We start from the raw sequence: 24,968 nt of genomic DNA, 5'->3' as shown, positions 1-24,968 counted from the left end.
GAGTAAACGGCCGTTGGATTTGCAAAGCTTATAAGAATAAATGCGGTTTTTCAAAGGTTAAAGGTTAAAATATGGTAAAGCGTAAGTTTGTATTATTTCTTTTATCTGCGGCGGCGTTTTTTGCCTCAGATGTACAAGGCGGCAGACAGGCTGTTGACTGCGTTAACCCGCTCATTGGCACCCCATTTGCCGGCTTTGAAGATGGCCTTGAAGGCGGCGGGACAATGCCCTGCGTGAATGCTCCCTTCGCCATGACCAACTTCGTCCCCCAGACCTGCCAAAACCGCATTGGCCGTATGCCTTACGTTTACGAGGATGATAAGATTATCGGCTTTTTGGCAACCCATCAGCCTACTGTTTGGATGGGCGATTATGGATACGTATCTGTTATGCCGCAAATCGGAGATCTGGAGGTCCAGCAGGACAGGCGGGCTCTTTCATTTTCCCATGAGAATGAGCAGTCATCGCCGTATCGTTATTCTGTTGAAATGCAAAAGGCCGGCAAGGTTATAAAAGGCGAAATTGCCGCTGCTTCCCGCTGCGCTCTTTTTAGGTTTACCTTTCCCCGTTCAGACAAGTCTCATTTGGTTATTCAGGCTATAAATGCCGAAAAAGACAAACCCTTTAAGGGTTATGTTAATATCAGCCCCGACAAAAAGGAAATTGTAGGTTACAACCCAGATCAGAAATGTTCCCACCTTGTCCGAACTCTGAAAAACTTCAAAGGCTGGTTTGTTATTCAGTTTGACAAACCGTTTGAAACTTATGGAACTTGGACAGAAGGCCAGATCAATGAGGGATCAGCCGAAGAGCGGGGATCTTGTATGGGGGCCTATATTACTTTCCCAACTTCCGAAAAAGAACAGGTGAACGCTCGTATTGCAACGTCATTTATAAGTTTAGAGCAGGCACGCCAAAATCTTGAAAATGAGGTGCCCCATTGGAATTTCGACAAGCTCTCCCAAAGCACTCGCAAGCTGTGGCAGGATAATTTGAGCCGTATTGAGGTTGGCGGAGTGAGCGAGGAGCAGAAAGAAATCTTCTATACTGCAATGTTCCATACGATGCTGTTTCCGCGGGAGTTTTCCGAATACGGTCGGTACTACAGCGCATTTGATGACAAAATACACAAAGGCGTTTCTTACAATGATTTCTCGCTTTGGGATACGTTTCGCGCAGTGCATCCGCTTTTTCATTTCATCCAGCCCGAGCGAGTGAACCCGATGATACAGTCTCTAGTGCAGATGTACGAACAGGGCGGCTGGATACCGAAATGGCCCAACCCCACATACACAAACATAATGATAGGCACGCATGCAGATTCAGTTATTGCTGATGCCTATATTAAGGGATTCCGCTCGTATGATGTTCATAAAGCTTATCAGGCAATTCGTAAAAATGCCTTCCAGCCTCCCGATTGCGACACCAAGCGGGGGTGGGGCGACCGAGAAGAGATTCCGCATTACGAGGCTCGCGGCGGGTCATCTTATTATAATTCGCTCGGCTATGTACCCTTCGACCGAACTCAGGAATCTGTTTCGCGCACAGTCGAATTCAGTTATGGAGATTTCTGCGCAGCTCAGATGGCCGGGGAACTTGGAAAAAATGATGAGTATCGCCGCCTGATGCGGCGAAGCAGTAACTACAAAAATCTGTACAACCCCGAAACTGGTTTTTTAGCCCCTCGGCTTTTCAATGGCGAATGGGCTGGTCATCCCAACTGGGGCTTCACAGAGGGCTCCCCGTGGACGTATCGATTTGGGGCGATGCATGATATAGAAGGTATGATAGAAATGATGGGCGGCGATGAGAAGTTTGCAGCTTTGCTCACCAAAAACTTTGAAGACGGCCATTATCGCCACGATAACGAGCCCGGCCATCATTACATTTATCTGTTCAATTACTGCGGCAAACCATGGAAGACTCAGCAGCTTGTTCGCAAACACACTTCTGAGGAGAATTATCGCAATGTGCCCCTCGGAATCAACGGCAATGATGACTGCGGCCAGATGTCTGCGTGGTATATATTCAGCGTTATGGGTTTTTATCCTGTTTCGCCCGGTACAGACCATTTCACATTCGGTGCTCCGCAATTTCCAAGATTCAAGCTGCACCTTACTCATAATGGCCGCCCAAAAACTTTTGAGATAATTGCAAGGAACCTCAGCGATGAAAATAAATATGTTCGCTCAATTACTCTCGACGGCAAAACTATAAACAAACCGTATATCACATATTCGCAAATTATGAATAGCCGGAGGCTCGTTTTCGAGATGACCGATTCGCACGGGTATAAAAACCGCTGATTTTCTGTTTTAGATGAATTTTTTGCTGTTCATAATGTTATTTTAAGTATAAAATTATCTGCTTGAAATATGTTTGTTTTATAATGAAAATTGCTTAATAAACAAGGCTCAAAAATGGAATTAGGGAAATACTCATTCGGTGTTGGAGACCGCTTTGGCTGTCAGGGTAAATGGCAGCTCAAAGCAGTTATGCAGGCAAAAGAGGCGGGGATTGATATTGTGCCGGTGTGGAATAAATCGCACCGTGAACACAAGGCAATCGGCAGCCGCCCTGAGGATGTAAGGCTTGAGGCGGATAAAAGCGTAGAATCTCTCGGCTGGCAGGGGGCTTATCACGTGGATGCAGACCATATCAATATGGGCAGCGTATCGGAGTTTATCGGATGCAGCGACTTCTTCACGCTCGACATTGGCGACTATATCGGAGCGGCCCCGCAAAAGCAGGCAAAGGAGAAATTCACCGAAATCGCCTTTGAGTATGCCGGCAAACTGACAATCCCTATGCTCGAAGAAGAATATCAGATTACGCCGCAAGATATAGAAGCAATTGCAGATAAGTATCTCTACGCGGTAAAAGAGGCTGGGAAAATCTATCGCACAATAGAGAAGGCCAAGGGCAGAGACAGCTTTATCACCGAGGTTTCTATGGATGAAACCAAATCCCCTCAAACCCCCGCAGAGCTGTTTTTCATAATGCTTATGATTTCTCAAGAGGGCATCCCTGCGCAAACGATAGCCCCGAAATTTACCGGACGCTTCAACAAGGGAGTTGACTACGTGGGAGATGCCTCAGACTTTGAGAAAGAATTCAATCAGGATATAGCCGTAGTTCAGTTTGCGGCTGAGGAATTTGGCCTGCCGAAAGATATCAAGCTCAGCGTTCATTCCGGCAGTGATAAATTTTCGATTTACAAACCAATCAATAAGGCATTGAAGAAATTTAATGCTGGCGTTCACGTTAAAACTGCCGGCACAACTTGGCTTGAAGAGCTTATTGGCCTTGCTGAAGCCGGCGGAGGCGGCCTTGAAATTGCAAAACGCATTTATAAGGAGTCTCTGGAGAGATTTGATGAGCTAACTGCCCCATACTGGTCTGTTATCGATATAAGCAAAGAACGCCTGCCTACCGCAGAAGAGATTCAACGCTGGAGCTCGGATAAATTCGCTGATGCTATCCGCCATGAGCCCGATTCGAAGGGTTTCAATCCAGATATGCGTCAATTGCTGCATGTTGGCTATAAGATTGCTGCTGAAATGGGAGAAGAATATACTCTTGCGCTGGATCAATACGAAAACTGCATTTCCAGAAATGTTACGAACAACATATATAATCGCCATATTCTTCCGCTGTTTGGCTGATTATAGCAATTATGGCCTGATTTTTTCGCTGTATGCGAAAAAAATCCAAAAAATTTTATTTTTTTCTTCTTAGGTGTGAAAAATAGCCCTCCTTAAGATATTAACCTATTTCTGTATTTGAAAATAGGGATTGAAAGTATTTTTTGCGGGTTGAGATACTCGCTAAATGGCTTTTTTAAGTTGGTTCCAATGCGGTATTAGGAATCAGTTTTAAGATTTATTTTTAATTTTAAGGAGTTTTTTATGAAAAAGTATTTATTTGTACTACTCATGGCCATGTTTGCGGCTGGCCCGGCTTGGGCGGACAGTGTAAACGGCCCCGGAAATCTGGAGTGGGACGACCCTCTAACTTGGGGCAGCGGCACTGTTCCGGATATCACCACCGAAATCTGGTACAATGTCAGCGATGATAACCTGACTACCATTCATGTTAGAGACGGCGTTGATGCGGTTTGTAATCACCTTTATATGTCTAACGGTGGAAACAGCAATGTGTCGGCAACGTCGTTCAGCGAGAGGCTGTGAGCAATCTGGACATGAAGCATAGATACAATGTGAGACCAGCACGAAAATGTTCGTGATTGCTTGTCAATACCGAAAGACCGAGACAATTTTTTGAAACAAGATTAGTAGGAATATGTTGGCATATCTGCTTGAGAACTGTATATTGATGCTTAGCGGGTGTCATGAGTTACTCCTAATTTTTACTTAGTTTGTTGAAATTAGTGTAACTCATACCCCGTTAATTTTAAAGAAACATCTTATATTTTGTTCTTCTATGGGATGGCTGTGCATCAAATAACATAAAGTTAATCATACAAGTTAATCATACAAGTCTCACAGAGGGGCACAGAGGGGAGAGGTTAAAAATATGAGAGAGATGTTTTCAGCCGCTAATCCCCGCTGATTTTTCTCTAATGATTTTGCCACGAGCAATCCGCCGCAGGCGAACTTGCAGCTCTGCCACTCGCCACAAATCTATCCGCTTGTTCCGCTCCGCCTCCGGCGGACCTCCACGCACGGCTCTGATTGTCGTTAGTATTACGCAGCGACTTCACAAAACGAGATATTTAAACCGAGCCACGCATGAAGACCCGCCGCAGGCGGGACGGAATAAGTGGACAGCAGTACGCAGAGAAAGATATATATTAACCACGGAGAGGGGCACAGAGGGGAGAGGTTAAAAATATGAGAGAGATGTTTTCAGCCGCTAATCCCCGCTGATTTTTCTCTAATGATTTTGCCACGAGCAATCCGCCGCAGGCGGACTTGCAGCTCTGCCACTCGCCACAAATCTATCCGCTTGTTCCGCTCCGCCTCCGGCGGACCTCCACGCACGGCTCTGATTGTCGTTAGTAATACGCAGCAACTTAACAAAACGAGATATTTAAACCGAGCCACGCATGTAGGCCCGCCGCAGGCGGGGCGAAATAAGTGGACAGCAGTACGCAGAGAAAGATATATATTAACCACGGAGTGACTGTGTTAAAAGTCAAGTATTTAAATAGATTTTTCTTGGGGCTCTGCCCCAAACCCCGCCTCTCCTCTTAACAATTTATTTTGCCAAAAGGTTTCGTTTTGCAGCATTGTATTCATGATACACACAAGTTTTCTCATCGTTGCGGTAAGGGCAACCTTCTTGGGTTTTCCCTTTTCAACAAGTCTTTCATAGAAACATTTCAATGCCGGATTGAACCTTACGATTGTTAAAGCCGGCATAAAAAGTTTATCCCTGACACCTTTTCTGCCGCCTCCCGTAGCTCTTTTGCCCCTCATTTTACCGCTGTCTCTATTGATTGGAGCAACCCCTACAAGCATGGCGATCTGCCTGCGATTAAGCGTTCCCAGCTCGGGCATAGCTGCAACAAGCATTGATGCAGTTTTCTCGCCTACACCCGGTATGCTGGTAAGTATTTCAGCTTTCTTCTTTAACCTTGGCACCTTTTCAATCAGCTCTGAGATAGTCTTGTCGAGGTCATTAATTTGCCTTTCAAGAAAATCAATTGTTGATTTAATGCTGTTCAAAGTTGTCTTCTCAAACGCCTTATCTAATCTGTTTTTCTCTGCTGTACGCATCTTAACGAGCTGCTCTCTTCGAACCGTAAGTTCTTTTATTTCACGTCTTTGCTCGTCAATTTGAGAATGCTGCCTTGGTTTAACGGCTTCTGCAAATAGAGATATTTTTCTGGCACAAATCTTATCTGTTTTGGCTAAGATACCTAAAGATTTTGCAAACTCTTTAACCCTGCCTGGATTCACAATTGAAACAGGTAAGCCTTTGGCCATAAGCACAGAAGCCATCTTAAACTCATAGCCGCCAGTTGCCTCCATAACAACAAGTTCTGGTTCTTGTTTTTGGCAGTATTCAGCCAACTTATCAATGTCTGAAGCATCACTACTGTAAGAAGTGTACTCTTTAGTAGTTTTACAATAAACATCAAAACGATCTTTTGAAACATCAATGCCAATAATGTTTTTCATAATTTATCCTTTCTTGCAATTCGGGCTCATTATATAATGTCCCATGCGACTGTTCGGATTTTAACGAAGATAGCAGCGGCGGATCACACTCCGTACGGGCTTATATATCCCAAAGCACAAATCGAACTCACCGCTGCTGTTTCTTGGTGCGGCAGCTGCCGCACCAAGAAACCCGAACCATAGAACTTAAGCTTATTATAGCATCAAATAACATAAAGTTAATCATACAAGTCTCACAGAGGGGCACAGAGGGGAGAGGTTAAAAATATGAGAGAGATGTTTTCAGCCGCTAATCCCCGCTAATTTTTCACTAATGATTTTGCCACGAGCAATCCGCCGCAGGCGGACTTGCAGCTCTGTCACTCGCCACAAATCTATCCGCTTGTTCCGCTCCGCCTCCGGCGGACCTCCACGCACGGCTCTGATTGTCGTTAGTATTACGCAGCGATTTCACGATACGAGATATTTAAACCGAGCCACGCATGTAGGCCCGCCGCAGGCGGGACGGAATAAGTGGACAGCAGTACGCAGAGAAAGCTATATGCTTTGCATGCTCAGTTTCTGCTTTCATCAAACACAATATCCTCGGGCAGAGCTACCACGTCTTTTCGTTCGCTTCCGAGAACCTTGCGTATTTCGCTGCTGTGTTTGCCGATAAGCGAGCTGATCTCATCGCTGCTCATCGTTGTTACGGCCTTTGCCTTGCCTGAGAGCGATACCACGCTGCCCTCCTCGAACACCCCGTCAACGGATACAATGCCCTTGGGCAGAAGGCTCTTGTGATTCTTTACCGCTTTCATTGCGCCCTCATCGAGTTCAATTCTGCCGGCAGGGGTTGTGTTGAGTATCCAGCGGGCTTTGCTCCCGAGCTTTCTCCGCGGCATAAAGAGCGTGCCGATATCTTCGCCGTCGATTATTTTCAGAAGCACGTTTTCAAGCTTTCCGCTGGTAATTATCACTCGGCAGTCTGAGTCTGAGGCGATTTTTATCGCATCGAGTTTTGTTTTCATTCCGCCGGTAGCGAATTCTGAGCCGCTCTCTCCTGCATATCTCCTGTGCTCATCTGTAAGCTGCTCCACAATCTTCAGCGGCTCTGCGTCTTTGTGTTTTCGAGGGTCTTTTGTGTACAGCCGGTCTATATCAGAAAGCATTACCAGAAGATCCGCATCCACCTTGCTCGCTACAAGCGCGCTGAGCCGGTCGTTATCGCCGAATGCGCTTTGGATTTCGTCAGTGCTGATGCTGTCGTTTTCGTTTATTATCGGAACGCTCCCAAGAGACAGCAGCTTCTCCACAGCGTTCCGCAGGTTCAGATAAGAAGTTCGGTTGTCCATCACCCAGGCAGTGAGCAGGACCTGCGAGATAACGATATTGTAAATCTCGAAGGCCTTTGAGTATTCATACATCAAAAGCGGCTGCCCTATAGCGGCGCATGCCTGCCTCATCTTGATTGATTTCACCTTTGAGCTCAATCCGAGCCTGCCCGCCCCCATGCCGATAGCCCCGGAGCTTACAAGCAAAACCTCAAAGCCCATTTCGTGCAGTTTTTTCACCTGCCTTGCGATATCAACGATAAGTGCGCTGTTTATTCCGCTCTCACCCTTGAGGGTGTTTGTTCCTATTTTTACAACTATACGTTTTATTTGTGAGAAATTTCGCATCAGTCAAAATCTAAAATTTTAAAATATTTGATGAGAAGAATTTTAGAGAGGTTTGATATTTTAACAAGTATTTTGTGGTTTGATGGCTGTGGGAGTGTGCGGCAATTTTATTCTGATGCGGAAAATGTGTTTTTGACTGAGCCAGTCCGCCTGCGGCGGAGAGGGGATATGTTTTCAGCCGCTAATCTCCGCTGAGATTTATTAGCCGCTAAGCAGCGCTAAGATTCACTAAGGTTTTTTAATGCGAGAATTTTCACCCACTAATTCACACTAATTTTTCTCTAATGATTTTATTGCTCGCAATCCGCCGCAGGCGGACTTGCAGCTCTGCCACTTGCTACTCTGCCACTCTGCCACGAGCTACGAATCTATCCGCGTGTTTTCCGCCTCCGGCGGAGAGGCTCTTCGCCTTCGGCGGACTCCACTTGCTGCAAAAATTTCCGCAAACGCTTTGGAGTGAATTAAAAAGGGCGGAATAAAACCGCCCTTATCTTCTGCTTACTTCATCAGCTCTTTGATCTTTCTTTCGAGCCCCTCTCTTGCGTTCATATCCGCAAGCCGGCCTTCTTTATCAACGAGCCACATCGTTGGAATGCCTCGTATGTTGTATTTTTTTACATACTCATTATCCCAGCCCTTGCCGTCGAAGTGCTGAGGCCATTTGATCTGCTTGTCTTCCACAAACTTTTTCAAATCCTCTTCGCTCTTATCGAGGCTGATAGCGAGAATCTCAAAGCCCTCGCCGCTGTACTTTTCGTAAATGTCTTTCAAATGGGGTACTTCCTCAACGCACGGGCCGCACCATGTTGCCCAGAAATCCACCAGCACAACATCGCCTTTGTAGTCTGAGAGGGAGATCTCTTTGCCTTCGAGCGTTTCAAGCTCCATCTCAAGCTTGCTGCCGAGCATATCAAGCTTTTTCTTCACGCCTGCGAGCTTTTCTTTTACCATTGCGCCGCCGTATTTTTCGCAAACCTCAACAAGCGGTTCAGACAGAGAAGGGTTGTAGTAGATCATATCCCGAGCGATGGTCAGTGCGGTGTTTGGGAAGGTTTCCACGCCCTTGAATCTGCCTGCAACTGATTCTATATCTTCAACGAGTTTGTCCACCTGCTCTTTAACCTCGTCTGTTTTGTCTTCACCTGTAACGGTTTCGCTTTGGATCAGCGTGCCCATTCTTCTAACTCGGTATTCCAGCAGAGTTTCTATGAAACGCTTGCCAACCGAATCGTGCTGGAGGAGTTTTTTGTAGAAGCCTTCAAATTCGGCCGCTGTTTGCGGGTCTGACCCGATAAGCCCGAGAATATTCACCGCCTCGGGGATGATCCTCTCAGCCTGCTTGGAATTGGGATATTCATCATAAAGCTTTTTCGCTTCATTGAGAACCATTAAGCTTTTCTTCCAGACATTATCGCGATAGTCCTGAAATCTGCTGCGGTATTTCTCGAACATCTGCTGACGCACCTGATCATTTGGTGCTGAGCGGTAGTCCGGCCTTTCAGGCCTGCCGTTTTTCAGAAAATCTTCGCGTGCGGAAATTGCCGCCTTAACATCTTCAAGCATACTTTCAGCCTTGGCTTCTTTGCCATCAGGCTGGGCAATGCATACCCCTGCTAACATAGCCGATAAAAATACGGCCGAAAAAAATCTCATAAATTCTCCTGTTCTTAATTCGTAATTAACGATTCACCCGTTCAATGTATCAAATTCCGTTTACTTTGCGCATTAAAATTTTGTTCGCTCCAGCAGATAAATGCTGTTTAGAGCCTCTTATGCCAATTTCACTCAGCTGCATAAGTATACCAGAAAAGAGCAAGACGGGCAAAATCCTTTAAGTTTACAAACCTGTCTTCGGAGAAATCCGCAAATCCTGCCCACGAATTCTTGTTTGCTGAGATGAGCCATATATCCGAAAAAGCAAGCATATCCAGCTCATTTACATATCCGTCTTGAGCTCCGATACCTTTATCATTGGCTATATCAGCCGCTGGAGGTTGGTACTCGCTTGTAAGGGTAACAGAGAAATCAAACTGGGACAGCTCTTGTGAGTAGTAGTCTTCGGAAACTTCAATAAAGTATCTCCCAGAATAAGAGGGTACAAATGAGAAATTATTTGAGTAATAGTAATTATATGTTCTTGCGTCCGGCTCGTAGATTCCAATATCAAGCATTTCAGGTGAAGAGAAATCCAGCGAGTATTGTTCGCCGGCCAAGAGGTCAAGAGCGATAATGCAGCCCGATGCCCCATTAACATCCTCAAAGCTTCGGGTTTCTCCGGGCTTGATAATCTCCGGATATTCAACGTTTATGATGCCGCAGGATAAATTATCCTTCCACTGCTTAAACTCAATCACACTTTCGCATTTCAGCTCTGAGCCCACCTCGAATGGGTTTTCAAAAGCGAAAATTGATGAATAAGCCTTGATATAGCCGTCAAATCCCATCGGCAGTTCAAGCTCAAAATCTCCTGCGCCTTGTATTACCGCAAAATCAACCACACTATCTTCAGGTTCAGCTTTATTGGTGTAGGCCTGAACGAAGAACCTGCTCTCAGGGATTGTGCTGCTTGCCACCGTTCCCTGCATTTTGCCCATTGTGCCTGCGATTAGCTGAGTTGGATTGTAATCGATATATTCGTAATTCCATTCATCCCCGCTCAGCGAATTTACAGTAACATACTTGCCTGTTATCGGCGGAAGCGTTGGAAAATCTGAGGAATCCATAAGCGTGAAGTATATGCCTTTATCTCTGTAGTAGATATCTACTTCTCTATTCAAATCGGACTCCCAGTATCCATACCAGTCGTATTTCTCATAAGAATATTCCGTTCCGTCAAGAACGATTTTAACGGCGCCTTTGGTTTCCGGATAATAAGCAGACGGGCTGAATATTATCTCATAGCTGCATTCCTGATCGTAATAAATATCCTCCACTTCCTGCATACCTTCAATTATCAGACATCCGTGCAGGGTGCTGCCCTCATAAGCCAGATACAATTCGCTTATATCTGCATTAATTTCCTCATCGGGCACTTCCCCCGTTGCGTCTTTGAATACGAGCTGCTCATCCAGCCAGTATGAGATTTCGGCAGAGCCATCCCAGTTTTTGTAAATCTGCCACGGATCAGCAGGGTATATATTAACTCTCCCGCTCGGCTGGAGATTGTCGAAAGCCGAGAGCCAGTCTTTGTGGGTGAAGTTGGGGAGGATTCCGCCGAGGGTCGGGTCGTTATCCATTCCGCTGCCTACAGTGTATGCTGCGGGCCTGTTCCACTTGTTGAATTCAGGCAGAAAATCTCTCGGGCTGACCGGCTCGGGGAATCTCTGAGAGCCGTAAGCAGGGTTCATATCGAAGGTTATTTGTTCTCCTGCGAAGCTTCCGGCAAGACTTCCGGTTATTCCTGTGATTTCGATCGCTTCCTGCCAGTCGTTCAGATAGCCTTCTGTAATATTCTCTTTGCTCTGGTCTATGAAGAATGTGAAGTAGCCCCCTTCGAAATAAAGATCTACATAATCAGCGAATATCGTTCCGCCCTCTATCTGATATGTCTTTTGCTGCTGTTCTCCTGCGTCCTTATACAAAAGCTTGAGCGAGCCGTCGTAGAAATCTTCTATCTGTGTTAGTTCCACCTTCAACGAGCTTCCCTGCAGCAGTGAGGTTCCCCCGTCCGGTGAATTCTGCAAGGCATACTCTTTGCCTTCGGATATCTGAATTTCTGCGATGTTGTCGTTAGTGAGAGAATCTCTCACTTCTGAAATCTTATCTTCATAAAATTCAACTATCTCGAAGTCTTCCTCTGCGATAAATACAAACCTGTCAACGCCCGGCCGGTCGTATTCATCGTTCTTTATGTAATCTATTGCCTGCAACAGATAATCAAGGCCTTCAATCATATAGGTTTTATTCTGGAACTGAATATTTTTGCCCTTATCGGGCTCTTCTAAGGTCGAAAGAAGGGTGAGAAAATCAGGGTTTGGCTCCAAGAGTTGGGCTGCACTGAAGCTTTCATTGGCAATGTTTTGAATTATGGCGTCAAGATTTTGAATATCGAAGTTGTATGCGGGCTGTTCGAAAAATCCCAGCAGGATTTTTACTGCCCCTTTTACCAGAAGCACTTCGCCGTAGCCGGCTCTAAGATCGTTTTCAAGGCCGGTCTCGTCCGTGGTGAATATTATAGAAAACTTATCACTCTCAGGGCTCTGAATAGAATCCAGCTCAGCAATGACACCATCTAATTCAGGCTTGATCCACGAACTGCAAAGCTGCTCCAATTCTTCGGCGTCTGGGGCGGTATCGGGGATTTTATAGGATTGGCGATTGTTCTTGGGATAGCTTATGCTCAGATAATCAAAATCATTCCCGCTCACTTCCATTCCATAAAGGCCGGCCAGTTCCAGGATGCTGTTTACGTCTTTCCCATTATCCTCAACAAAAAATACCCCAAGCCTGCTTAAAGCATCAACAAATCGAAATTCCCGTGTATCGCTGTTGTAATCAGGGTCGTTTTTCGCCACCTTGCAAACCTGATGAGCCATCCGTATTCCTGAAAGTGTGCCTTCGCTTAATTCAGACTTAGCAACGGTGAGATAATCTGCCTCAGCAGAAACGCACAACATATACGCAATCAAAAGAATGCTCCTAACCATACTCATAATCAACTCTCCAATCTGATTAAAAATTCAATCTTACCTTTTAAAAACAGGGAAATTATAACACAAAGTAAGGTTCTCTCCAAGTTTTTTTCCCTCTTCGGAATTTCTGGCGTATTTACCCTTGAGTTTAATCTCAGATTTTTCAATGTCCCACAAGGCCTCCCCGCATTGATAAAGAACACCAGAATCAATTTTTATTCTAACGCCGGAGGTTAATCTTACGCTGGCATTTTGACCAATCTCAGCTTGATTTGCTCGTATTTCAACCACAGGATTTTGAGCGTCCTCCAGCACGCAGGTTAATTTCCTCACCCTAACGGATGTTATATTCGACATGTCTCCAAAAAGCTTCTGATTAAAAATTTCATCGCTAAAAAGACTCTTCTGCGAGTCTTTATCGTCTGGAAAATCCTGAGTTCTCTTAATTTGCTTTTGGTTTTCCGCGTTGATTAAAATTTTGAGGTCTTTCAATACAAGCTCTTTATTCAAAGCGCTCCTCAGAAATCCCATCCTCTTATTAACAGTCCTGCCGTCTTGGATGTCTATGCAGATTCTGCAGGGCACTCCGCCAATAACAGCATCTCTTTTAATAAAGACAGGCCTGTCTTTCTGCTCCGGTTCTTGAACTGAGCTTTTGTTCTCCTTTATTGATGGGCTTATCCAAAACAGAAGGCCAATCAGAACCAGCTCCAAGAGTAGAATGGAAAGAACTTTTCTGTTACCAATTTTTCTTTTCAAAATTTAAAGCACTTTTTCGGCTCAGCATACCCCCGCTTTCATCAATCTTAAGAGCGAGAGCTTAATCTGAAGTTTTTTTACATTGGTCTGCTGAAGCCTTGAGATTTGTATTTTTCGAGCAGGTTTTGCATTTCTTTTACGATTTTTTCATACTCCGGCTTGCCGTAGAGGTTGTCTGTTTCATCGGGGTCTTTCTGCATATCGTAGAGCTGGGCGGGCTTGTCATCGCCGCCTTTTGTCCAGCCGCCTGAGCCTCTGCAGTCTATATATTTCCAGCGGCTGTTTCTGATTGCGAATTTGCCTTGGACAGAGTGATGTACTATTGCCTTGCGGAGCTTTCCGGACGGTTTTTTCCCTTTTAAAAGCGGAAGGAAACTGAAGCTGTCTTCGCCCTCATTGTCTTTCATCCTGTGCCCCGCAATCTCTGCACAGGAGGCAAAAAGATCCACAAGGCAAATTGGCTTATCGCATTTGGAGCCCTGCTTTACAACTCCCGGCCAGCGGGCGATAAACGGGACTCTGTGTCCGCCGTCCCAGACGTCTGCCTTTTGGCCTCTGTAGATGTAGTTTGCGTCGTGCCCGAAGTTGTGCTTGGATTCATCGGATACGCCGTTATTGTATTTCCCGATGTGCTGTATATGAGAGCCGTTGTCGCTGGTAACTATAATGAGGGTGTTTTTCTTGTATCCGTTTTCTTCGATTTTCCTCAACACCCTGCCCACAGCATCATCGACAAGCGTAACAAAATCGCCGTAAACGCCGGCCCTGCTTCTCTGCTCGTTTTTCTCCAGCGGAACCCACGGCTGGTGCGGGGCAGAGAGCGGGAAATACAAAAAGAAAGGCTTTTTCCCCTGCTGAGTTTTGTGGTTATCTATAAATGAGCAGGCCTTTTCTGTAATCCTCGGCATAACATCATCAACATCAAATCCCTCAGAGGCCTTGCCCGCACGGTAAAAGCGGGGTATCGACTCGCCTTTAAGTTTGTCTGTCAGCGGTTTTGTCGGCAGGCCGTTTTCGATGAAGCAGTATGGTTTCATATCGAGCGAAGCGGGAATGCCGAACCAGTAGTCGAAGCCGGCCTCATTCGGGCCCGGACGCAGGGGCTTTGAATAATCAGCCGGCTCGCTGTCTGTAAGCCCGAGGTGCCACTTGCCCACACAGGCGGTATGATAGCCGCTGTCTTTGAGCATAGAGGCCACGGTTGTCCGCTCCGGTTTTATAAGACGCCGGCTGTAGCCCCAGAGTACGCCTTTCTTCAGCCTCGTCCGCCAGCAGTAGCGTCCGGTGAGAACGCCGTATCTCGTGGGCGTGCATACAGCAGAGGGACTGTGGGCATCGGTGAAGCGCATCCCCTCCTTTGCGAGCCTGTCCATATTCGGGGTTGGGATCTTAGAATCCGGATTCAGGCAGCCCGGATCTCCGTAACCCATATCATCTGCCATAATGAATACAATATTCGGCTTTTCGCCGCTTTGCATTGCTTCCGCAGCTTCGCTTTCTGGGATATTATCTGCCATGCCATAGAGATAAGGGGCGGCTAATGCTGAACCAGCGGCGGCTGCTGCCTGTTTGAGAAAATTTCTTCTTTTCATAATTTGAATTTTGCCGATTTTAGCCGGCGCTCCTTATATTAAACGCTAGTTTCTTTTATAATAAACCCCTCTGATAATTCAGTCAAGAGATACGGGCACAGGAAGGCAGCATTGTTTGCGGCAATTTTTTTGGCAAAATGAAAATAACCATGCTGTAATGCTTTGCAGAATTTATTGCTGTTTATTTGCTGCTCGTGGCAAGTGGCAGAGTGGCAGAGTAGCGAGTAGCAAAATCATTAGAGAAAAATTAGAGCAGATTAGCGGCTGGACAAGGCGGACGAGGGGGACTCGGTCGGCGGAGCGATAGGAGCAAAAAAACTTTTGCCTATTGCCTTCTAATTGGCTTTTGGAAGTGAATAATCTTTCCCTCCCTTCAGCACAAAAGTGTATCTGGAAGGCTCGTCCACATTACTCTTTTCTTATCTTATTCTTTTATGGTCTAATTTTCGGACAGGTTCCTGTCTGGTTTTCGGGCAGGTACCGGTCTGGTTTTCGGACTGGTCGAATTTTCCTACCGGTCGGATTTTCGGGCAGGTCGGATTTCCCTACCGGTTGGGTTTTCGGGCAGGTTTTGTAAATGTTTGACTTCCCGATACCCTGCTGCTGTCTCGGCATACAATTTAATGAACATCTGTGTCCCTCGGTGGTTAATTTCTTTTTTCTCTACCACAGAGGGCTCGGAGGATCACGGAGGAGGATGTGATAAATTAGACAGGATTAACAAGATTTACAGGATGAGATAAAGATAGTGGCCTGTGGCGAGTGGCAGAGCTGCAAGTCCGCCTGCGGCGGATTGCTCGTGGCAAAATCATTAGAGAAAAATTAGTGCTGATTAGTGGCTGAAAAATTTTCTCCCCGCCTTTTCCTATATTAAATATTTATCCTGTGAATCCTGTAAATCCTGTCAAAAAAAAAATCTCCCCTCTGTGCCCCTCTGTGTGCCTCTGTGGTTAATATATATCTTTTCTCTCCGTACTGCTGTCCACTTATTTCGCCCCGCCTGCGGCGGGTCTTCATGCGTGGCTCGGTTTAAATATCTCGTTTTGTGAAATCGCTGCGGAATACTAACGACAATCAGAGCCGTGCGTGGAGTCCGCCGGAGGCGGACGGAGCAAGCGGATAGATTCGTAGCTCGTGGCAGAGTGGCAGAGTGGCAGAGTAGCGAGTAGCAAAATCATTAGAGAAAAATTAGAGCAGATGAGCGGCTGGACAAGGCGGACGAGGGGGACTCGGTCGGCGGAGCGATAGGAGCAAAAAAACTTTTGCCTATTGCCTTCTCATTGGCTTTTGGAAGTGAATAATCTTTCCCTCCCTTCAGCACAAAAGCATATCCGGAAGGCTCGTCCACATTACTCTTTTCTTTTCTTATTCTTTTATGGTCTAATTTTTGAACCGGTTCCTGTCTAATTTTTAGACCACTGGCGGTACAGTTTTTAGACCGGTCTAATTTTTGAACCGGTCTAATTTTTAGACCACTGCCGGTACAGTTTTTAAACCAGTCCGATTTTTGAACCGGTCTAATTTTTAGACCACTGCCGGTACAGTTTTTAAACCAGTCCGATTTTTGAACCGGTCTATTTTTTAGGCCAGTTTTATATGTGTTATATTTGCCTTTGCCTGTTCGATTTACCTCCAGTCCAGCTCTTTCATAGAATTGAACACTTCTTGAATTTTAATTTGAAGCGCAACGCCTTGCTGATTACATATTAATTTTAAGTTTTTACTCACGAGTTTTTTAAGGACAAGAAGGAATCTTTTGACAGCGTCTTCTATTTTAGTATAATTAAATATGCTAAATGAGAGGCAATATGGATAACGATAAAAGGATAGCAGAGATAAGCAAGGTTCTCGGCGTTGATACGCGGATAAAGATAATTCGGCTTCTCAGCGAGAGGTGCCTTTGCGTAGGCGAGCTTGCTGAGGAGCTGGGAATCACAGCGGGAGCTGTTTCTCAGCATCTTCGCATACTGAGATCAGCGGGTGCGGTTTTGTCTGAAAAGCGGGGCTATTTCGTTCATTACTGTCTTAATGAGAATGTTCTGCGCAGCTGGCAAAGCGAAATCATCTCACTGTTTGAACCGGAGGAAGCGGCAAAATGAAGCATAATATGAACTTTATGGAAAAGATAGACCGCGAGATTGAGGCCAGGAAGGCGGCTCGTGAGATTCTGGGTGTACAGGAAAATTGCGGCAGCGACGAGCTCAAAAGGGCATACCGCCGCGCCGCTTCCAAACACCACCCCGACCACAACCAGAGCAGCCCGGAGGCAGACAAAAAATTCAAGCTGATAAAATGCGCCTACGACCTGCTCGCCTTCAACAAACCCTGCTCAGAAATCCTCGAACAGTTAGAACGCCCCAGAGCAGGCGATAAAGACAGCCAATACAACCTCGATAACAGCTGGGGCAGGTTTTTGTGGTGGCGGGATAAATTCTACGGCACGCCGGAAGAGGCAAAACCTGAGCAGAATGGCGAGAGAAAAAAGAGCGAAAGGCCAAACTCGTGCATTTGATTTTGGTTTGAAAAAGTCGACAGCGATCTGCCGAAGCTTAGAGGAAAATCCTCAGATAGAAGCAATGACAATGAAACAGCCCTTTGACAATTTTTCCAAACGATACGATGAATGGTTTGAACGCACGAAAGGCAGACGCATCTTTGAGGCTGAATTGAAGTGTCTTCAATATATCTGCCCTCCGGTTCAAGGCCGCTGGATAGAGGCAGGCGTGGGGACAGGACGTTTTGCCGCCGGCATGGGAATCAGCGAAGGGATAGACCCATCCTCTGCTATGCTGGAGATTGCCGCTTCGAGGGGAATCAAAACGTATCAGGGATATGCCGAGGATATGCCATTCAGCGTACAGGAGTTTGACGGAATAATGCTTGCATTCACGCTCTGCTTCATTGAATCCCCGAAAAAGGCTCTTGCTGAATGCTGGAGGCTCATCAGGCCGGAAGGCAAACTGCTGATTGGAATCATCTCTTCAGACAACCCTTGGGGGAGACAGTATAAGAAAAAGAAAAGCGAAGGGCATCCAATCTATAAATACGCCAGCTTCCTCCCGCTTGCTGATACCATCGAACTCACAAAACAGGCCCGCTTCGAGCTCGAAAAATCTGCCTGCACACTCTTCTGGGAGCCCGATGAGATCTGTGAAGGAGAAATCGAAATAAGAAACGGCACTTCGCAAGACGCCGGCTTCACGGCAATGCTCTTCAATAAGCCAGCTAAGAGCAGCTGATCCCGCCAGCTGTTTCAGATGCGTTTAATAACCCGTGCAGGATTGCCGGCAACCACCGACGAGGGCTCTACATCTTTAGTAACCACAGCACCCGCTCCCACCACGCTGGACTCGCCGATAGTTACGCCTGGGCAGATAATCGCCCCGCCGCCGATCCAGACATTATCGCCAATGGTAATGGGCTTGCCGAATTCCTGCTCCGCCTGCCTCAGCGAGACATCAAGCGGATGGGCTGCTGTGTACACCTGTACATTCGGGGCGAAAAGCACGTTCGAGCCGATTCGGATTTTGGCAACATCCAAGAGAACGCAGCCGAAGTTGAAAAATACATTATCCCCGAGTTCAATATGCACGCCGTAATCGCAGTAAAACGGCGGCTGGAGGAACAAATTCTCGCCAACCTTGCCGAAAAGCTCTGTACCGAGCTCGTAACGATTTCCCTGCTTAATCTCGCTTACCGAAGAGTTTATCTTATCGAGCAGAATGCGCACTTTTTTGCGCATTTCTCTGAGCTCCGGATCGCCTGCATAATAAAGCTGCCCCGCTGCCATCTTTTCGTATTCAGTCATAATTCCCCGCAGAAATAAATCAATCATCAGGTGCTGATTATAAGCTCGATCCCGAACGTTTGCAATTGCCCATTGCGGCGAGTTAGATGGAGAAAAAAAAAACAGCCTGCAGGGCGAAGCATTGCCTGCGCCCATCTTCCGCAGCACAAAATTCGTAGCTTGTGGCAAGTGGCAGAGCTGCAAGTCCGCCTGCGGCGGGTGGCAGAGTGGCAGAGTGGCAAGTAGCAGAGTAGCCTGTGGCCAGTGGCCGAGCTGCAAGTCCGCCTGAGGCGGATAGCCTGTGGCTCTTTGCAAAATCATTAGTGAAAAATTAGCGGGGATTAGCGGTTAGTAAATCCTTAGTGCTGCTTAGCGCTGCTTAGTGGCTTATAAATCTCAGCGCTGATTAGCGGCTAAAAAATTTTCTCCCCGCCTTTTCCTATATTAAATATTTATCCTGTAGATCCTTGCCCCGCAGCCAAAGCGGTTCGGGGCTGTAAATCCTGTCAAAAAAAATATCTCCCCTCCGCTTCCTCCGCTAACTCTCCGCCACAGGCGGACTGGCTCTGTCAAAAAAAACACTGTCCAACATCAGAGCAGGATGATGTATTGCGGTGAAACGTCCTTCCGGCAGAGAGCTTTCCCTCATTTATGAAAATGTTTTCTCTGATGTAAAAGAGAGTTAAACCGAGCCTGTCCGCCGGAGGCGGATTGCCCGCGGCAATATCTTTAGCGAAAAATGATTCCTCAGCGAATCTCTGCGCCGCTTAAGGCTTAATACCACGCCTCTTCTGCGAGCCAATCCTGAGAGAACATCATCAAATCTTCGCAGTTCACTATTCCGTCTTTGTTGAAATCACTGCTGATGGTGTGCGGGGGCTGATACATAAACCAGAGATAATCCTTGCCCCAGCTCCTCACAGGAGCCCCGCTTATCACCTTTGTCCTCAGGTAGTATGTTGTGTCGGCTTCAAGCAGTACATCAGGGAAATCAAAATCATACGAATCGCAGCCTGCTGTATTCCCGAAATCCTCTGAAACCTGCACGCTCGTAATTACATTGCTTCCTTTCGAATCAGTTGTTATAGCTGCCTCAAAAACTTCAATGCCTGAGTCATTATTGTTGTCATCGAGGCAGGCCATATAGAAATTCGTTGCTATAGACTGCTGGTTCAAAGTAAATGAAGCAATATGAGAATCGCCGTTATTCCAATAGAGCTGTCCATTCGGTACGTTTATAAGAGCAGAATCGCTTCTCAAAGTTTTGCCGGTATAGTAAAGCCTGTCAACTCCCCACGAACGCACAGGGGCTCCGGAGATTGTCTTGGTTCGGATGTAATACGTTCCGAAATCAAGCTCCACATCAGGAAAATCGAACGTGTAGGAATCGCAGTCCCCCGTATTTCCGAAATTCTCAGTTACCTGAGCGGAGGTTAGCACATTTGCCCCTGCAGAATCTGAAGTTATCGCAACCTCGTAGGTTTCATCGCTGCTGTCGTTGGTGTTGTCGTCGAGACATTGCATCACCACATATTCGGCAGTTATAAACCCATCCACACTAAACGCAACTACGTCGTAATCTCCGTTTCCCCAGTGTATCTGGCCGTTCGGAACTTCAATTATGCAGTTAGACTCATAATACGCCTGAACAAACGCCGCAGCACAAAATAGCAGAACCAAAATTGATTTTAAATTTTTCATTTTCAACACCTTTCCAATAAAAATTAAACTAATAAACTCTTCGAGCATCGAAGAAGCTAAAAGCAAAAAATGAAAATTTTAACTGTTCTGATTTAAGGGATGCACATCAAAAGATTATGATAATACAGGCGGCTGAAAATCAAGCAGAGAAACTTTTGGTCTGTATTGTCTAACTCCACGTTTAACTATAGAATATTTCAATCAGCAATTCAAGAAAATTCAAAAAATTCTCAAACTTTTTTAATTTAACACTTGGATTTTAATTTGAATCGCAATGCTTTGCTAGTGGTGAATTTTTCATTAGAGTTGCAAAACAGGGAAAGTAAAATATCATACATTATGAATTTATAAGCAATAAGGGATTCAATATGGGATTTAAAGCAGTATTATTCGATTTTGACGGAGTGATAGCAGATACCGAGCTGCTCCACTATATGGCCTTCTGCAGGATTCTCGAGAAGCAGGCAGGCAGAATAGAAAAAGACGTTTACTGGGAAAAGTATCTGGGCTTCACAGACAAAGAAGCCCTTGAGGCGATGAGCCGTGATTACGGCTTCGAGCTCACTGAAGAAAAGCTCGGCTGGCTGATTGATGAGAAGGCAGCAGTTTTTGATGAGCTTGCAAGCACGGAAAGATGCATACTTAAGGGATTCGCACAGCTAACAAGCTCACTTTCGAAGGCCGGCATAAAAATGGCAATCTGTTCGGGAGCGCTTTTTTCAGATATTGAGGGGATATTTGCCGCCGAGGCCGAGAGGAGCGGGAAAAACTACTTCAAATATTTCGATGCCGTAGTAACAGCGGATGATGTATCCCGAGGCAAGCCCCATCCAGAGGGCTACACCAAAGCGGCTGAGAAGCTTGCCCGAACAACCGCAGGCGGACTTTCGCCGGCAGAATGCACCGTGATTGAAGACTCGCACTGGGGGCTTGAAGCCGGAGCAGCGGCCGGAGCTAAAACCATCGGCGTTGCAGGCACTTACAGCCGCAGCGAGCTCGAGCCGAAGGCTGATATGGTGGTGGATTCGCTTACAGAATTAAACGCCGAGAAAATCAGCGGCATCTTCGATTAGACTTCATAGACCCGAATTAAAGCGGCTTGCCAGAATTATTTTTATAGTTATCATAGAAAAGAGAACAACATCAATAACATCTTGGAGCTTTAATGCAGCTGCCCAAACCCGGAACAATTGAGATTGCCCCCAGCCTGCTCAGCGCTGATTTCTCCTGCCTGGCGGAGGAAGTGGCCGACGTTGAGAAGAGCGGGGTTAAGATTATCCATTTAGACATTATGGACGGCCATTTCGTGCCGAATATAACGATAGGGCCTCCTGTAATTGCGTCTTTGAGGAAAACCAGCGACCTTTGCTTTGATGCTCACCTAATGATTTCCCAGCCTCAAAGGTATATAAAAGATTTTGCCAAGGCAGGAGCGAACCACATCACGTTCCATATTGAGGCGGAGGGAGCCCCCCACGAAACGATCTCGATGATACAAAGCTTCGGGTGCAGCGCGGGGATCTGCATAAAGCCGGCCACCAACCCTGAAGAGGTGCTTGAAATTGCGTCTTTATGCAGGATGATTCTCGTGATGACTGTGGAGCCGGGTTTCGGCGGGCAGGTCTTCCGTGAGAAATGCGCTGAGAAATGCATTTTTCTGCGAGAAACTCTCGGCAAAGATGTTAGAATAGAGGTGGACGGCGGGATAAACGAGACAACCGCAGGAAAAGCCGGAGAGCTCGGGGCAGACACTTTAGTTGCAGGCTCGGCTGTTTTCGGCAGCAAGAACCGCCAAGAAGCGGTTGAGAAAATCAGCGCTTCAGCAAAGAAGAGATGAATCTATCCCCCTTGACGGGGAGATATATCTATAATAAAAACGGAGGTAACACTATGCTCAGGCATATCATTATTTTGATTTCACTTACAGGGCTCGCCATGGGGTATTCCGGCGGAGACGGCTCTTCAGCAGCGCCTTATCAGATCAGCTCTGCTGCCGATTTTCTTGAGCTGAGCTCATCCAGCGGGGACTGGTCTTCCAATTTCGTACTCACCTCAGACATAGACCTTACAGGTCAAGAGCTGCTGCCCACAGGCACAAGCTCCCAGCCCTTCTACGGCACATTCAACGGCCAAGGCTTTGCAGTAAGCGGGCTGAGCATCAACCGCAGCGATCTCTCCCTGCTCGGGCTGTTCGGTATGATAGGCGATGATGCTATAGTGGAAAATCTAACGCTCTCGGGAACTGTTGTGTGCTCAGAGGGGGGCTGGGTTTACGGCGGCCTGCTTGCCGGCGCAAACAGGGGCTTCATCCTCAACTGCGCTGTTAACGGAACAGTGAGCATAGATTCTTCCACCTCTTATTCAGGGGGAATAGCAGGCTCAAACGAAAACCTCGGGGTTATCTCAGAGAGCAGCTTTTCGGGAACAGTTTTCTCAAACAGCACCTCAGGCGGTGCTGCCGGAGTAAGCGAAGGGCTCATAGATAAATGCGCAGTTTCAGCAACGATAATCGCACGAGACAATCCCGCTGGATTTGTGTATGCAGGCGGGATAGCGGGGATAAACGGAATAGACGGTGCGATAAAGCTATGCTCATCCAAGGGGGTTGTGGACGCATCGGTAAACCTTGATTCGAAAAACACAACATCCTACGCAGGGGGATTGGCGGGCTACTGCGACCAGTATTCCAGCATACGTAAATCCGGCACAGACTGCGAGGTTAATTCATTCTCCTCCGGCCTCACGGCAAGCGCATTTGCGGGCGGAGCGGTTGGGCAGAGCAATGCAGAAACTGCTGCAGAGAAGAGCTTTGCCTCGAATTCAGTCTCCGCAGAGGCCGAGGGACAGAGTTCATACAGCTACTCGGGCGGTTTTTTCGGACAGTCGGGCAGCAATGTAAGCGATTGTTTTGCCTTGGGCTCTGCTGAGTCTTTGGCAGCAGGGAGCCCGGATATCGGCCTTTCGGGCGGTTTTATCGGCAACTGCTCCGAAGGCGAGATTTCAAACTGCTATTCGGCAGGTCAGGCTTCGGGCAAATCAGACAGCACAGCAGGATTCATCGCAAAAACCTCCGCCGGCCAAGGGGATGCCTGCTTCTGGGACACCGAGGCCAGCGGACTCGAGAACGCAACAGCACGAAACGAAGGCGGGAGCTTTGATATTACAGGCCTTGCCACAGCTCAGATGCAAAGCTCTGCTTCTTTCACTGATGCGGGCTGGGATTTTGCCTCAGTATGGCAGATGCCGGCTGGCGGAGGCTATCCCGAGCTCCAAGAGGCAGCAGCTCCGCAGAATGAGCTCGCCGAACTTACAATAACCTCCCCGGGGAGTTTGCCGGAGAACATATTTGCCGGCCAGCTTATCACCCTTGATGCATCAATCCAGAATTCCGGCGCTGCCTCCACAAACGGAAGCTTCCGGATGAGGATATACTACTCCAGCCAGCAGTCTGTAAACTGCGAAACGGCTTCATCTGCCGGATTCCAGCAGGTAAGCGAGCTTGAAGCAGGCGAAACGCGCGTGGAAAGCTTCAGCTTTGAAGTGCCCGATTTTACAGGGGATATATACTTCGTGCTTATGATAGACAGCGGGCGGAGCGTAGAAGAGAGCGATGAAACAAACAACTGCTCTGATGTTTTGTCTTCGCAGATATATGCGTTCTCCGGCGGCACCGGAACGCCTGAAGACCCGTTCCAAATCTCGGATAAATCCGAACTGCTCTATCTCGCAGACAGGCCTTCGCTATACAGCAAAAGCTATATCCTCACTGATGATATAAATATGGGGGGCGAGTTCTTCGATAATTCGGTATTAAGCCCGAACGACCAGATGCAGAGCAGCTTTACAGGTGCAAAATTCACCGGTACATTCGACGGAGCGGGAAGGGTTCTGAGCAATTTTACAATCAATGCCCCATACACCAGCTATGCCGGTCTGTTCGGCGCAGTAGCAGCGGGCGGCGAGATCAGGAATCTGCACATATCCCAAGCGGAGGTAAGGATTTCACGGGCGAATTACGCAGGCGGGTTTGCAGGGCTTCTTGAGGGTAAAATAACAGGCTGCTCTATAAAGGATTCATCAGTAAACGCTGAATACATCTCCAAGTATGCAGGCGGGATTGCGGGCTCGGCTGAGGGCAGTTCGGCTGAAATCAGCAACTGCTCAAGCGCAGCAATGGAAGAGATAATCGCCTCGATGTACGCTGGAGGGATTGCAGGAGAGGTGAGCTCCGGAGGTCTGATTCAGCAGTGCTTCTGTGCAGCTGAGGAGCTGGATGCAGCGTATTACGCGGGGCCTCTGGCAGGAGCTGTTAGAGATTCCCAGATCAGCTCTTCATACTGGGACAGCACGATTATCCCTTCAGGCAGCCAGGCAGAACCCGCTGCAGGGCTCGCTGAGAATGCCGTGATCACAGCCTATGCAAGGACAACAGAGCAGATGAAAACCCGCTCTAATTATGCCGGCTGGCAGTGGCGAACGCTCTGGCATCTGGACCCGGGGAATTACCCCATTCTGATCTCACGGGTTGATGTAAATCTGGATAACTACGTAGATGAAGACGATTTGATACATATTGCGTATAACTGGCTGAGCCAGAATCCTGAGGATGCTGATTTCAACCGTGATGGGATAGTGGATATTATAGACTGCTCCATCGCTGCGAACTGGTGGCTCAGCGAATATTAGAGGGC

18 protein-coding genes are annotated in these 24,968 nt (G+C 47.1%); 9 read left to right on the top strand and 9 right to left on the bottom strand.

All coding sequences use genetic code 11. The features are described 5' to 3' along the window. The first annotated feature begins 71 nt into the window (after positions 1 to 71). The 3 genes from STSP1_RS08635 (at position 72) to STSP1_RS12405 (ending at position 4,190) form a co-directional block, all read left to right on the top strand. Positions 72 to 2,306 (top strand): GH92 family glycosyl hydrolase, encoded by a 2,235-nt coding sequence (locus STSP1_RS08635; protein ID WP_085754862.1) that lies wholly within the window; start codon positions 72 to 74, stop codon positions 2,304 to 2,306. Between the two features lie 114 nt (positions 2,307 to 2,420). Further along, a complete protein-coding gene (locus STSP1_RS08630; RefSeq protein ID WP_085754861.1) occupies positions 2,421 to 3,665 on the top strand; it encodes a tagaturonate epimerase family protein in 1,245 nt (414 codons plus the stop codon). Positions 3,666 to 3,908: 243 nt separating this feature from the next. Beyond that, positions 3,909 to 4,190 carry a hypothetical protein gene (locus STSP1_RS12405; protein WP_123806958.1) on the top strand — a complete coding sequence of 94 codons (282 nt, stop codon included), beginning with the start codon at positions 3,909 to 3,911 and terminating at the stop codon, positions 4,188 to 4,190. On the opposite strand, the gene STSP1_RS12850 is transcribed toward STSP1_RS12405, so the two are convergent. From STSP1_RS12850 to STSP1_RS08595, 7 genes are all read right to left on the bottom strand, one after another. Then, positions 4,130 to 4,276 carry a DUF4372 domain-containing protein gene (locus STSP1_RS12850; RefSeq protein ID WP_085754860.1) on the bottom strand — a complete coding sequence of 49 codons (147 nt, stop codon included), beginning with the start codon at positions 4,274 to 4,276 and terminating at the stop codon, positions 4,130 to 4,132. The two genes, STSP1_RS12405 and STSP1_RS12850, sit on opposite strands and share 61 nt — an antisense overlap. A gap of 889 nt (positions 4,277 to 5,165) precedes the next feature. Next, positions 5,166 to 6,146, bottom strand: coding sequence for an IS110 family RNA-guided transposase (locus tag STSP1_RS08620; protein ID WP_085755960.1), 981 nt, complete (start codon positions 6,144 to 6,146; stop codon positions 5,166 to 5,168). A gap of 554 nt (positions 6,147 to 6,700) precedes the next feature. After that, on the bottom strand, positions 6,701 to 7,807 hold the full coding sequence (proB, locus tag STSP1_RS08615) for a glutamate 5-kinase (protein ID WP_085755959.1): 1,107 nt from the start codon (positions 7,805 to 7,807) through the stop codon (positions 6,701 to 6,703). Between the two features lie 498 nt (positions 7,808 to 8,305). Then, on the bottom strand, positions 8,306 to 9,460 hold the full coding sequence (locus STSP1_RS08610) for a TlpA family protein disulfide reductase (RefSeq protein ID WP_085755958.1): 1,155 nt from the start codon (positions 9,458 to 9,460) through the stop codon (positions 8,306 to 8,308). 128 nt (positions 9,461 to 9,588) lie between these two features. Then, a complete protein-coding gene (locus STSP1_RS08605; RefSeq protein ID WP_123807023.1) occupies positions 9,589 to 12,459 on the bottom strand; it encodes a hypothetical protein in 2,871 nt (956 codons plus the stop codon). A 33-nt stretch (positions 12,460 to 12,492) separates the two neighbouring features. Continuing rightward, the gene (locus STSP1_RS12400) at positions 12,493 to 12,948 is read right to left on the bottom strand and encodes a hypothetical protein (protein ID WP_123807022.1); all 456 of its coding nucleotides are present in this window, start codon (positions 12,946 to 12,948) and stop codon (positions 12,493 to 12,495) included. 326 nt (positions 12,949 to 13,274) lie between these two features. Beyond that, positions 13,275 to 14,789 carry a sulfatase family protein gene (locus STSP1_RS08595; RefSeq protein WP_085755955.1) on the bottom strand — a complete coding sequence of 505 codons (1,515 nt, stop codon included), beginning with the start codon at positions 14,787 to 14,789 and terminating at the stop codon, positions 13,275 to 13,277. Between the two features lie 1,808 nt (positions 14,790 to 16,597). Here STSP1_RS08595 and STSP1_RS08590 point away from each other — a divergent pair. The 3 genes from STSP1_RS08590 (at position 16,598) to STSP1_RS08580 (ending at position 18,028) form a co-directional block, all read left to right on the top strand. Further along, positions 16,598 to 16,888 (top strand): ArsR/SmtB family transcription factor, encoded by a 291-nt coding sequence (locus STSP1_RS08590; protein WP_085756697.1) that lies wholly within the window; start codon positions 16,598 to 16,600, stop codon positions 16,886 to 16,888. After that, the gene (locus STSP1_RS08585; RefSeq protein ID WP_085755954.1) at positions 16,885 to 17,301 is read left to right on the top strand and encodes a DnaJ domain-containing protein; all 417 of its coding nucleotides are present in this window, start codon (positions 16,885 to 16,887) and stop codon (positions 17,299 to 17,301) included. Before STSP1_RS08590 ends, STSP1_RS08585 begins: the two co-directional genes overlap by 4 nt. A gap of 70 nt (positions 17,302 to 17,371) precedes the next feature. Next, positions 17,372 to 18,028 (top strand): class I SAM-dependent methyltransferase, encoded by a 657-nt coding sequence (locus STSP1_RS08580; RefSeq protein WP_161491685.1) that lies wholly within the window; start codon positions 17,372 to 17,374, stop codon positions 18,026 to 18,028. Between the two features lie 14 nt (positions 18,029 to 18,042). On the opposite strand, the gene STSP1_RS12775 is transcribed toward STSP1_RS08580, so the two are convergent. Both STSP1_RS12775 and STSP1_RS08570 read right to left on the bottom strand, forming a co-directional pair. After that, on the bottom strand, positions 18,043 to 18,624 hold the full coding sequence (locus STSP1_RS12775) for a sugar O-acetyltransferase (RefSeq protein WP_269466748.1): 582 nt from the start codon (positions 18,622 to 18,624) through the stop codon (positions 18,043 to 18,045). Positions 18,625 to 19,350: 726 nt separating this feature from the next. Beyond that, positions 19,351 to 20,277 carry a hypothetical protein gene (locus STSP1_RS08570; protein ID WP_085755952.1) on the bottom strand — a complete coding sequence of 309 codons (927 nt, stop codon included), beginning with the start codon at positions 20,275 to 20,277 and terminating at the stop codon, positions 19,351 to 19,353. A 368-nt stretch (positions 20,278 to 20,645) separates the two neighbouring features. Between STSP1_RS08570 and STSP1_RS08565 the strand changes: the two genes are divergently transcribed. The 3 genes from STSP1_RS08565 to STSP1_RS08555 all read left to right on the top strand — a co-directional run bounded on the left by STSP1_RS08565 (position 20,646) and on the right by STSP1_RS08555 (position 24,963). Then, positions 20,646 to 21,350 carry an HAD family hydrolase gene (locus STSP1_RS08565; RefSeq protein ID WP_085755951.1) on the top strand — a complete coding sequence of 235 codons (705 nt, stop codon included), beginning with the start codon at positions 20,646 to 20,648 and terminating at the stop codon, positions 21,348 to 21,350. 92 nt (positions 21,351 to 21,442) lie between these two features. Then, the gene (gene rpe / locus STSP1_RS08560; RefSeq protein ID WP_085755950.1) at positions 21,443 to 22,114 is read left to right on the top strand and encodes a ribulose-phosphate 3-epimerase; all 672 of its coding nucleotides are present in this window, start codon (positions 21,443 to 21,445) and stop codon (positions 22,112 to 22,114) included. A gap of 53 nt (positions 22,115 to 22,167) precedes the next feature. Continuing rightward, positions 22,168 to 24,963 carry a CARDB domain-containing protein gene (locus STSP1_RS08555; RefSeq protein ID WP_161491684.1) on the top strand — a complete coding sequence of 932 codons (2,796 nt, stop codon included), beginning with the start codon at positions 22,168 to 22,170 and terminating at the stop codon, positions 24,961 to 24,963. Positions 24,964 to 24,968 lie beyond the last annotated feature (5 nt).

This window comes from Sedimentisphaera salicampi, assembly GCF_002117005.1.
GTDB lineage: Bacteria > Planctomycetota > Phycisphaerae > Sedimentisphaerales > Sedimentisphaeraceae > Sedimentisphaera > Sedimentisphaera salicampi.
Note: the sequence above shows the minus strand (reverse complement) of the source record. Positions and strands in the feature narration are given on the sequence as shown.

What these genes read in the sequence shown, in the direction of transcription:
- STSP1_RS08635 (WP_085754862.1), top strand. Translation starts at nt 72, where the DNA reads ATGGTAAAGCGTAAGTTTGTATTATTTCTTTTATCTGCGGCGGCGTTT.
- STSP1_RS08630 (WP_085754861.1), top strand. Translation starts at nt 2,421, where the DNA reads ATGGAATTAGGGAAATACTCATTCGGTGTTGGAGACCGCTTTGGCTGT.
- STSP1_RS12405 (WP_123806958.1), top strand. Translation starts at nt 3,909, where the DNA reads ATGAAAAAGTATTTATTTGTACTACTCATGGCCATGTTTGCGGCTGGC.
- STSP1_RS08620 (WP_085755960.1), bottom strand. Translation starts at nt 6,146, where the DNA reads ATGAAAAACATTATTGGCATTGATGTTTCAAAAGATCGTTTTGATGTT.
- proB (WP_085755959.1), bottom strand. Translation starts at nt 7,807, where the DNA reads ATGCGAAATTTCTCACAAATAAAACGTATAGTTGTAAAAATAGGAACA.
- STSP1_RS08610 (WP_085755958.1), bottom strand. Translation starts at nt 9,460, where the DNA reads ATGAGATTTTTTTCGGCCGTATTTTTATCGGCTATGTTAGCAGGGGTA.
- STSP1_RS08605 (WP_123807023.1), bottom strand. Translation starts at nt 12,459, where the DNA reads ATGAGTATGGTTAGGAGCATTCTTTTGATTGCGTATATGTTGTGCGTT.
- STSP1_RS08595 (WP_085755955.1), bottom strand. Translation starts at nt 14,789, where the DNA reads ATGAAAAGAAGAAATTTTCTCAAACAGGCAGCAGCCGCCGCTGGTTCA.
- STSP1_RS08590 (WP_085756697.1), top strand. Translation starts at nt 16,598, where the DNA reads ATGGATAACGATAAAAGGATAGCAGAGATAAGCAAGGTTCTCGGCGTT.
- STSP1_RS08585 (WP_085755954.1), top strand. Translation starts at nt 16,885, where the DNA reads ATGAAGCATAATATGAACTTTATGGAAAAGATAGACCGCGAGATTGAG.
- STSP1_RS08580 (WP_161491685.1), top strand. Translation starts at nt 17,372, where the DNA reads ATGAAACAGCCCTTTGACAATTTTTCCAAACGATACGATGAATGGTTT.
- STSP1_RS12775 (WP_269466748.1), bottom strand. Translation starts at nt 18,624, where the DNA reads ATGATTGATTTATTTCTGCGGGGAATTATGACTGAATACGAAAAGATG.
- STSP1_RS08570 (WP_085755952.1), bottom strand. Translation starts at nt 20,277, where the DNA reads ATGAAAAATTTAAAATCAATTTTGGTTCTGCTATTTTGTGCTGCGGCG.
- STSP1_RS08565 (WP_085755951.1), top strand. Translation starts at nt 20,646, where the DNA reads ATGGGATTTAAAGCAGTATTATTCGATTTTGACGGAGTGATAGCAGAT.
- rpe (WP_085755950.1), top strand. Translation starts at nt 21,443, where the DNA reads ATGCAGCTGCCCAAACCCGGAACAATTGAGATTGCCCCCAGCCTGCTC.
- STSP1_RS08555 (WP_161491684.1), top strand. Translation starts at nt 22,168, where the DNA reads ATGCTCAGGCATATCATTATTTTGATTTCACTTACAGGGCTCGCCATG.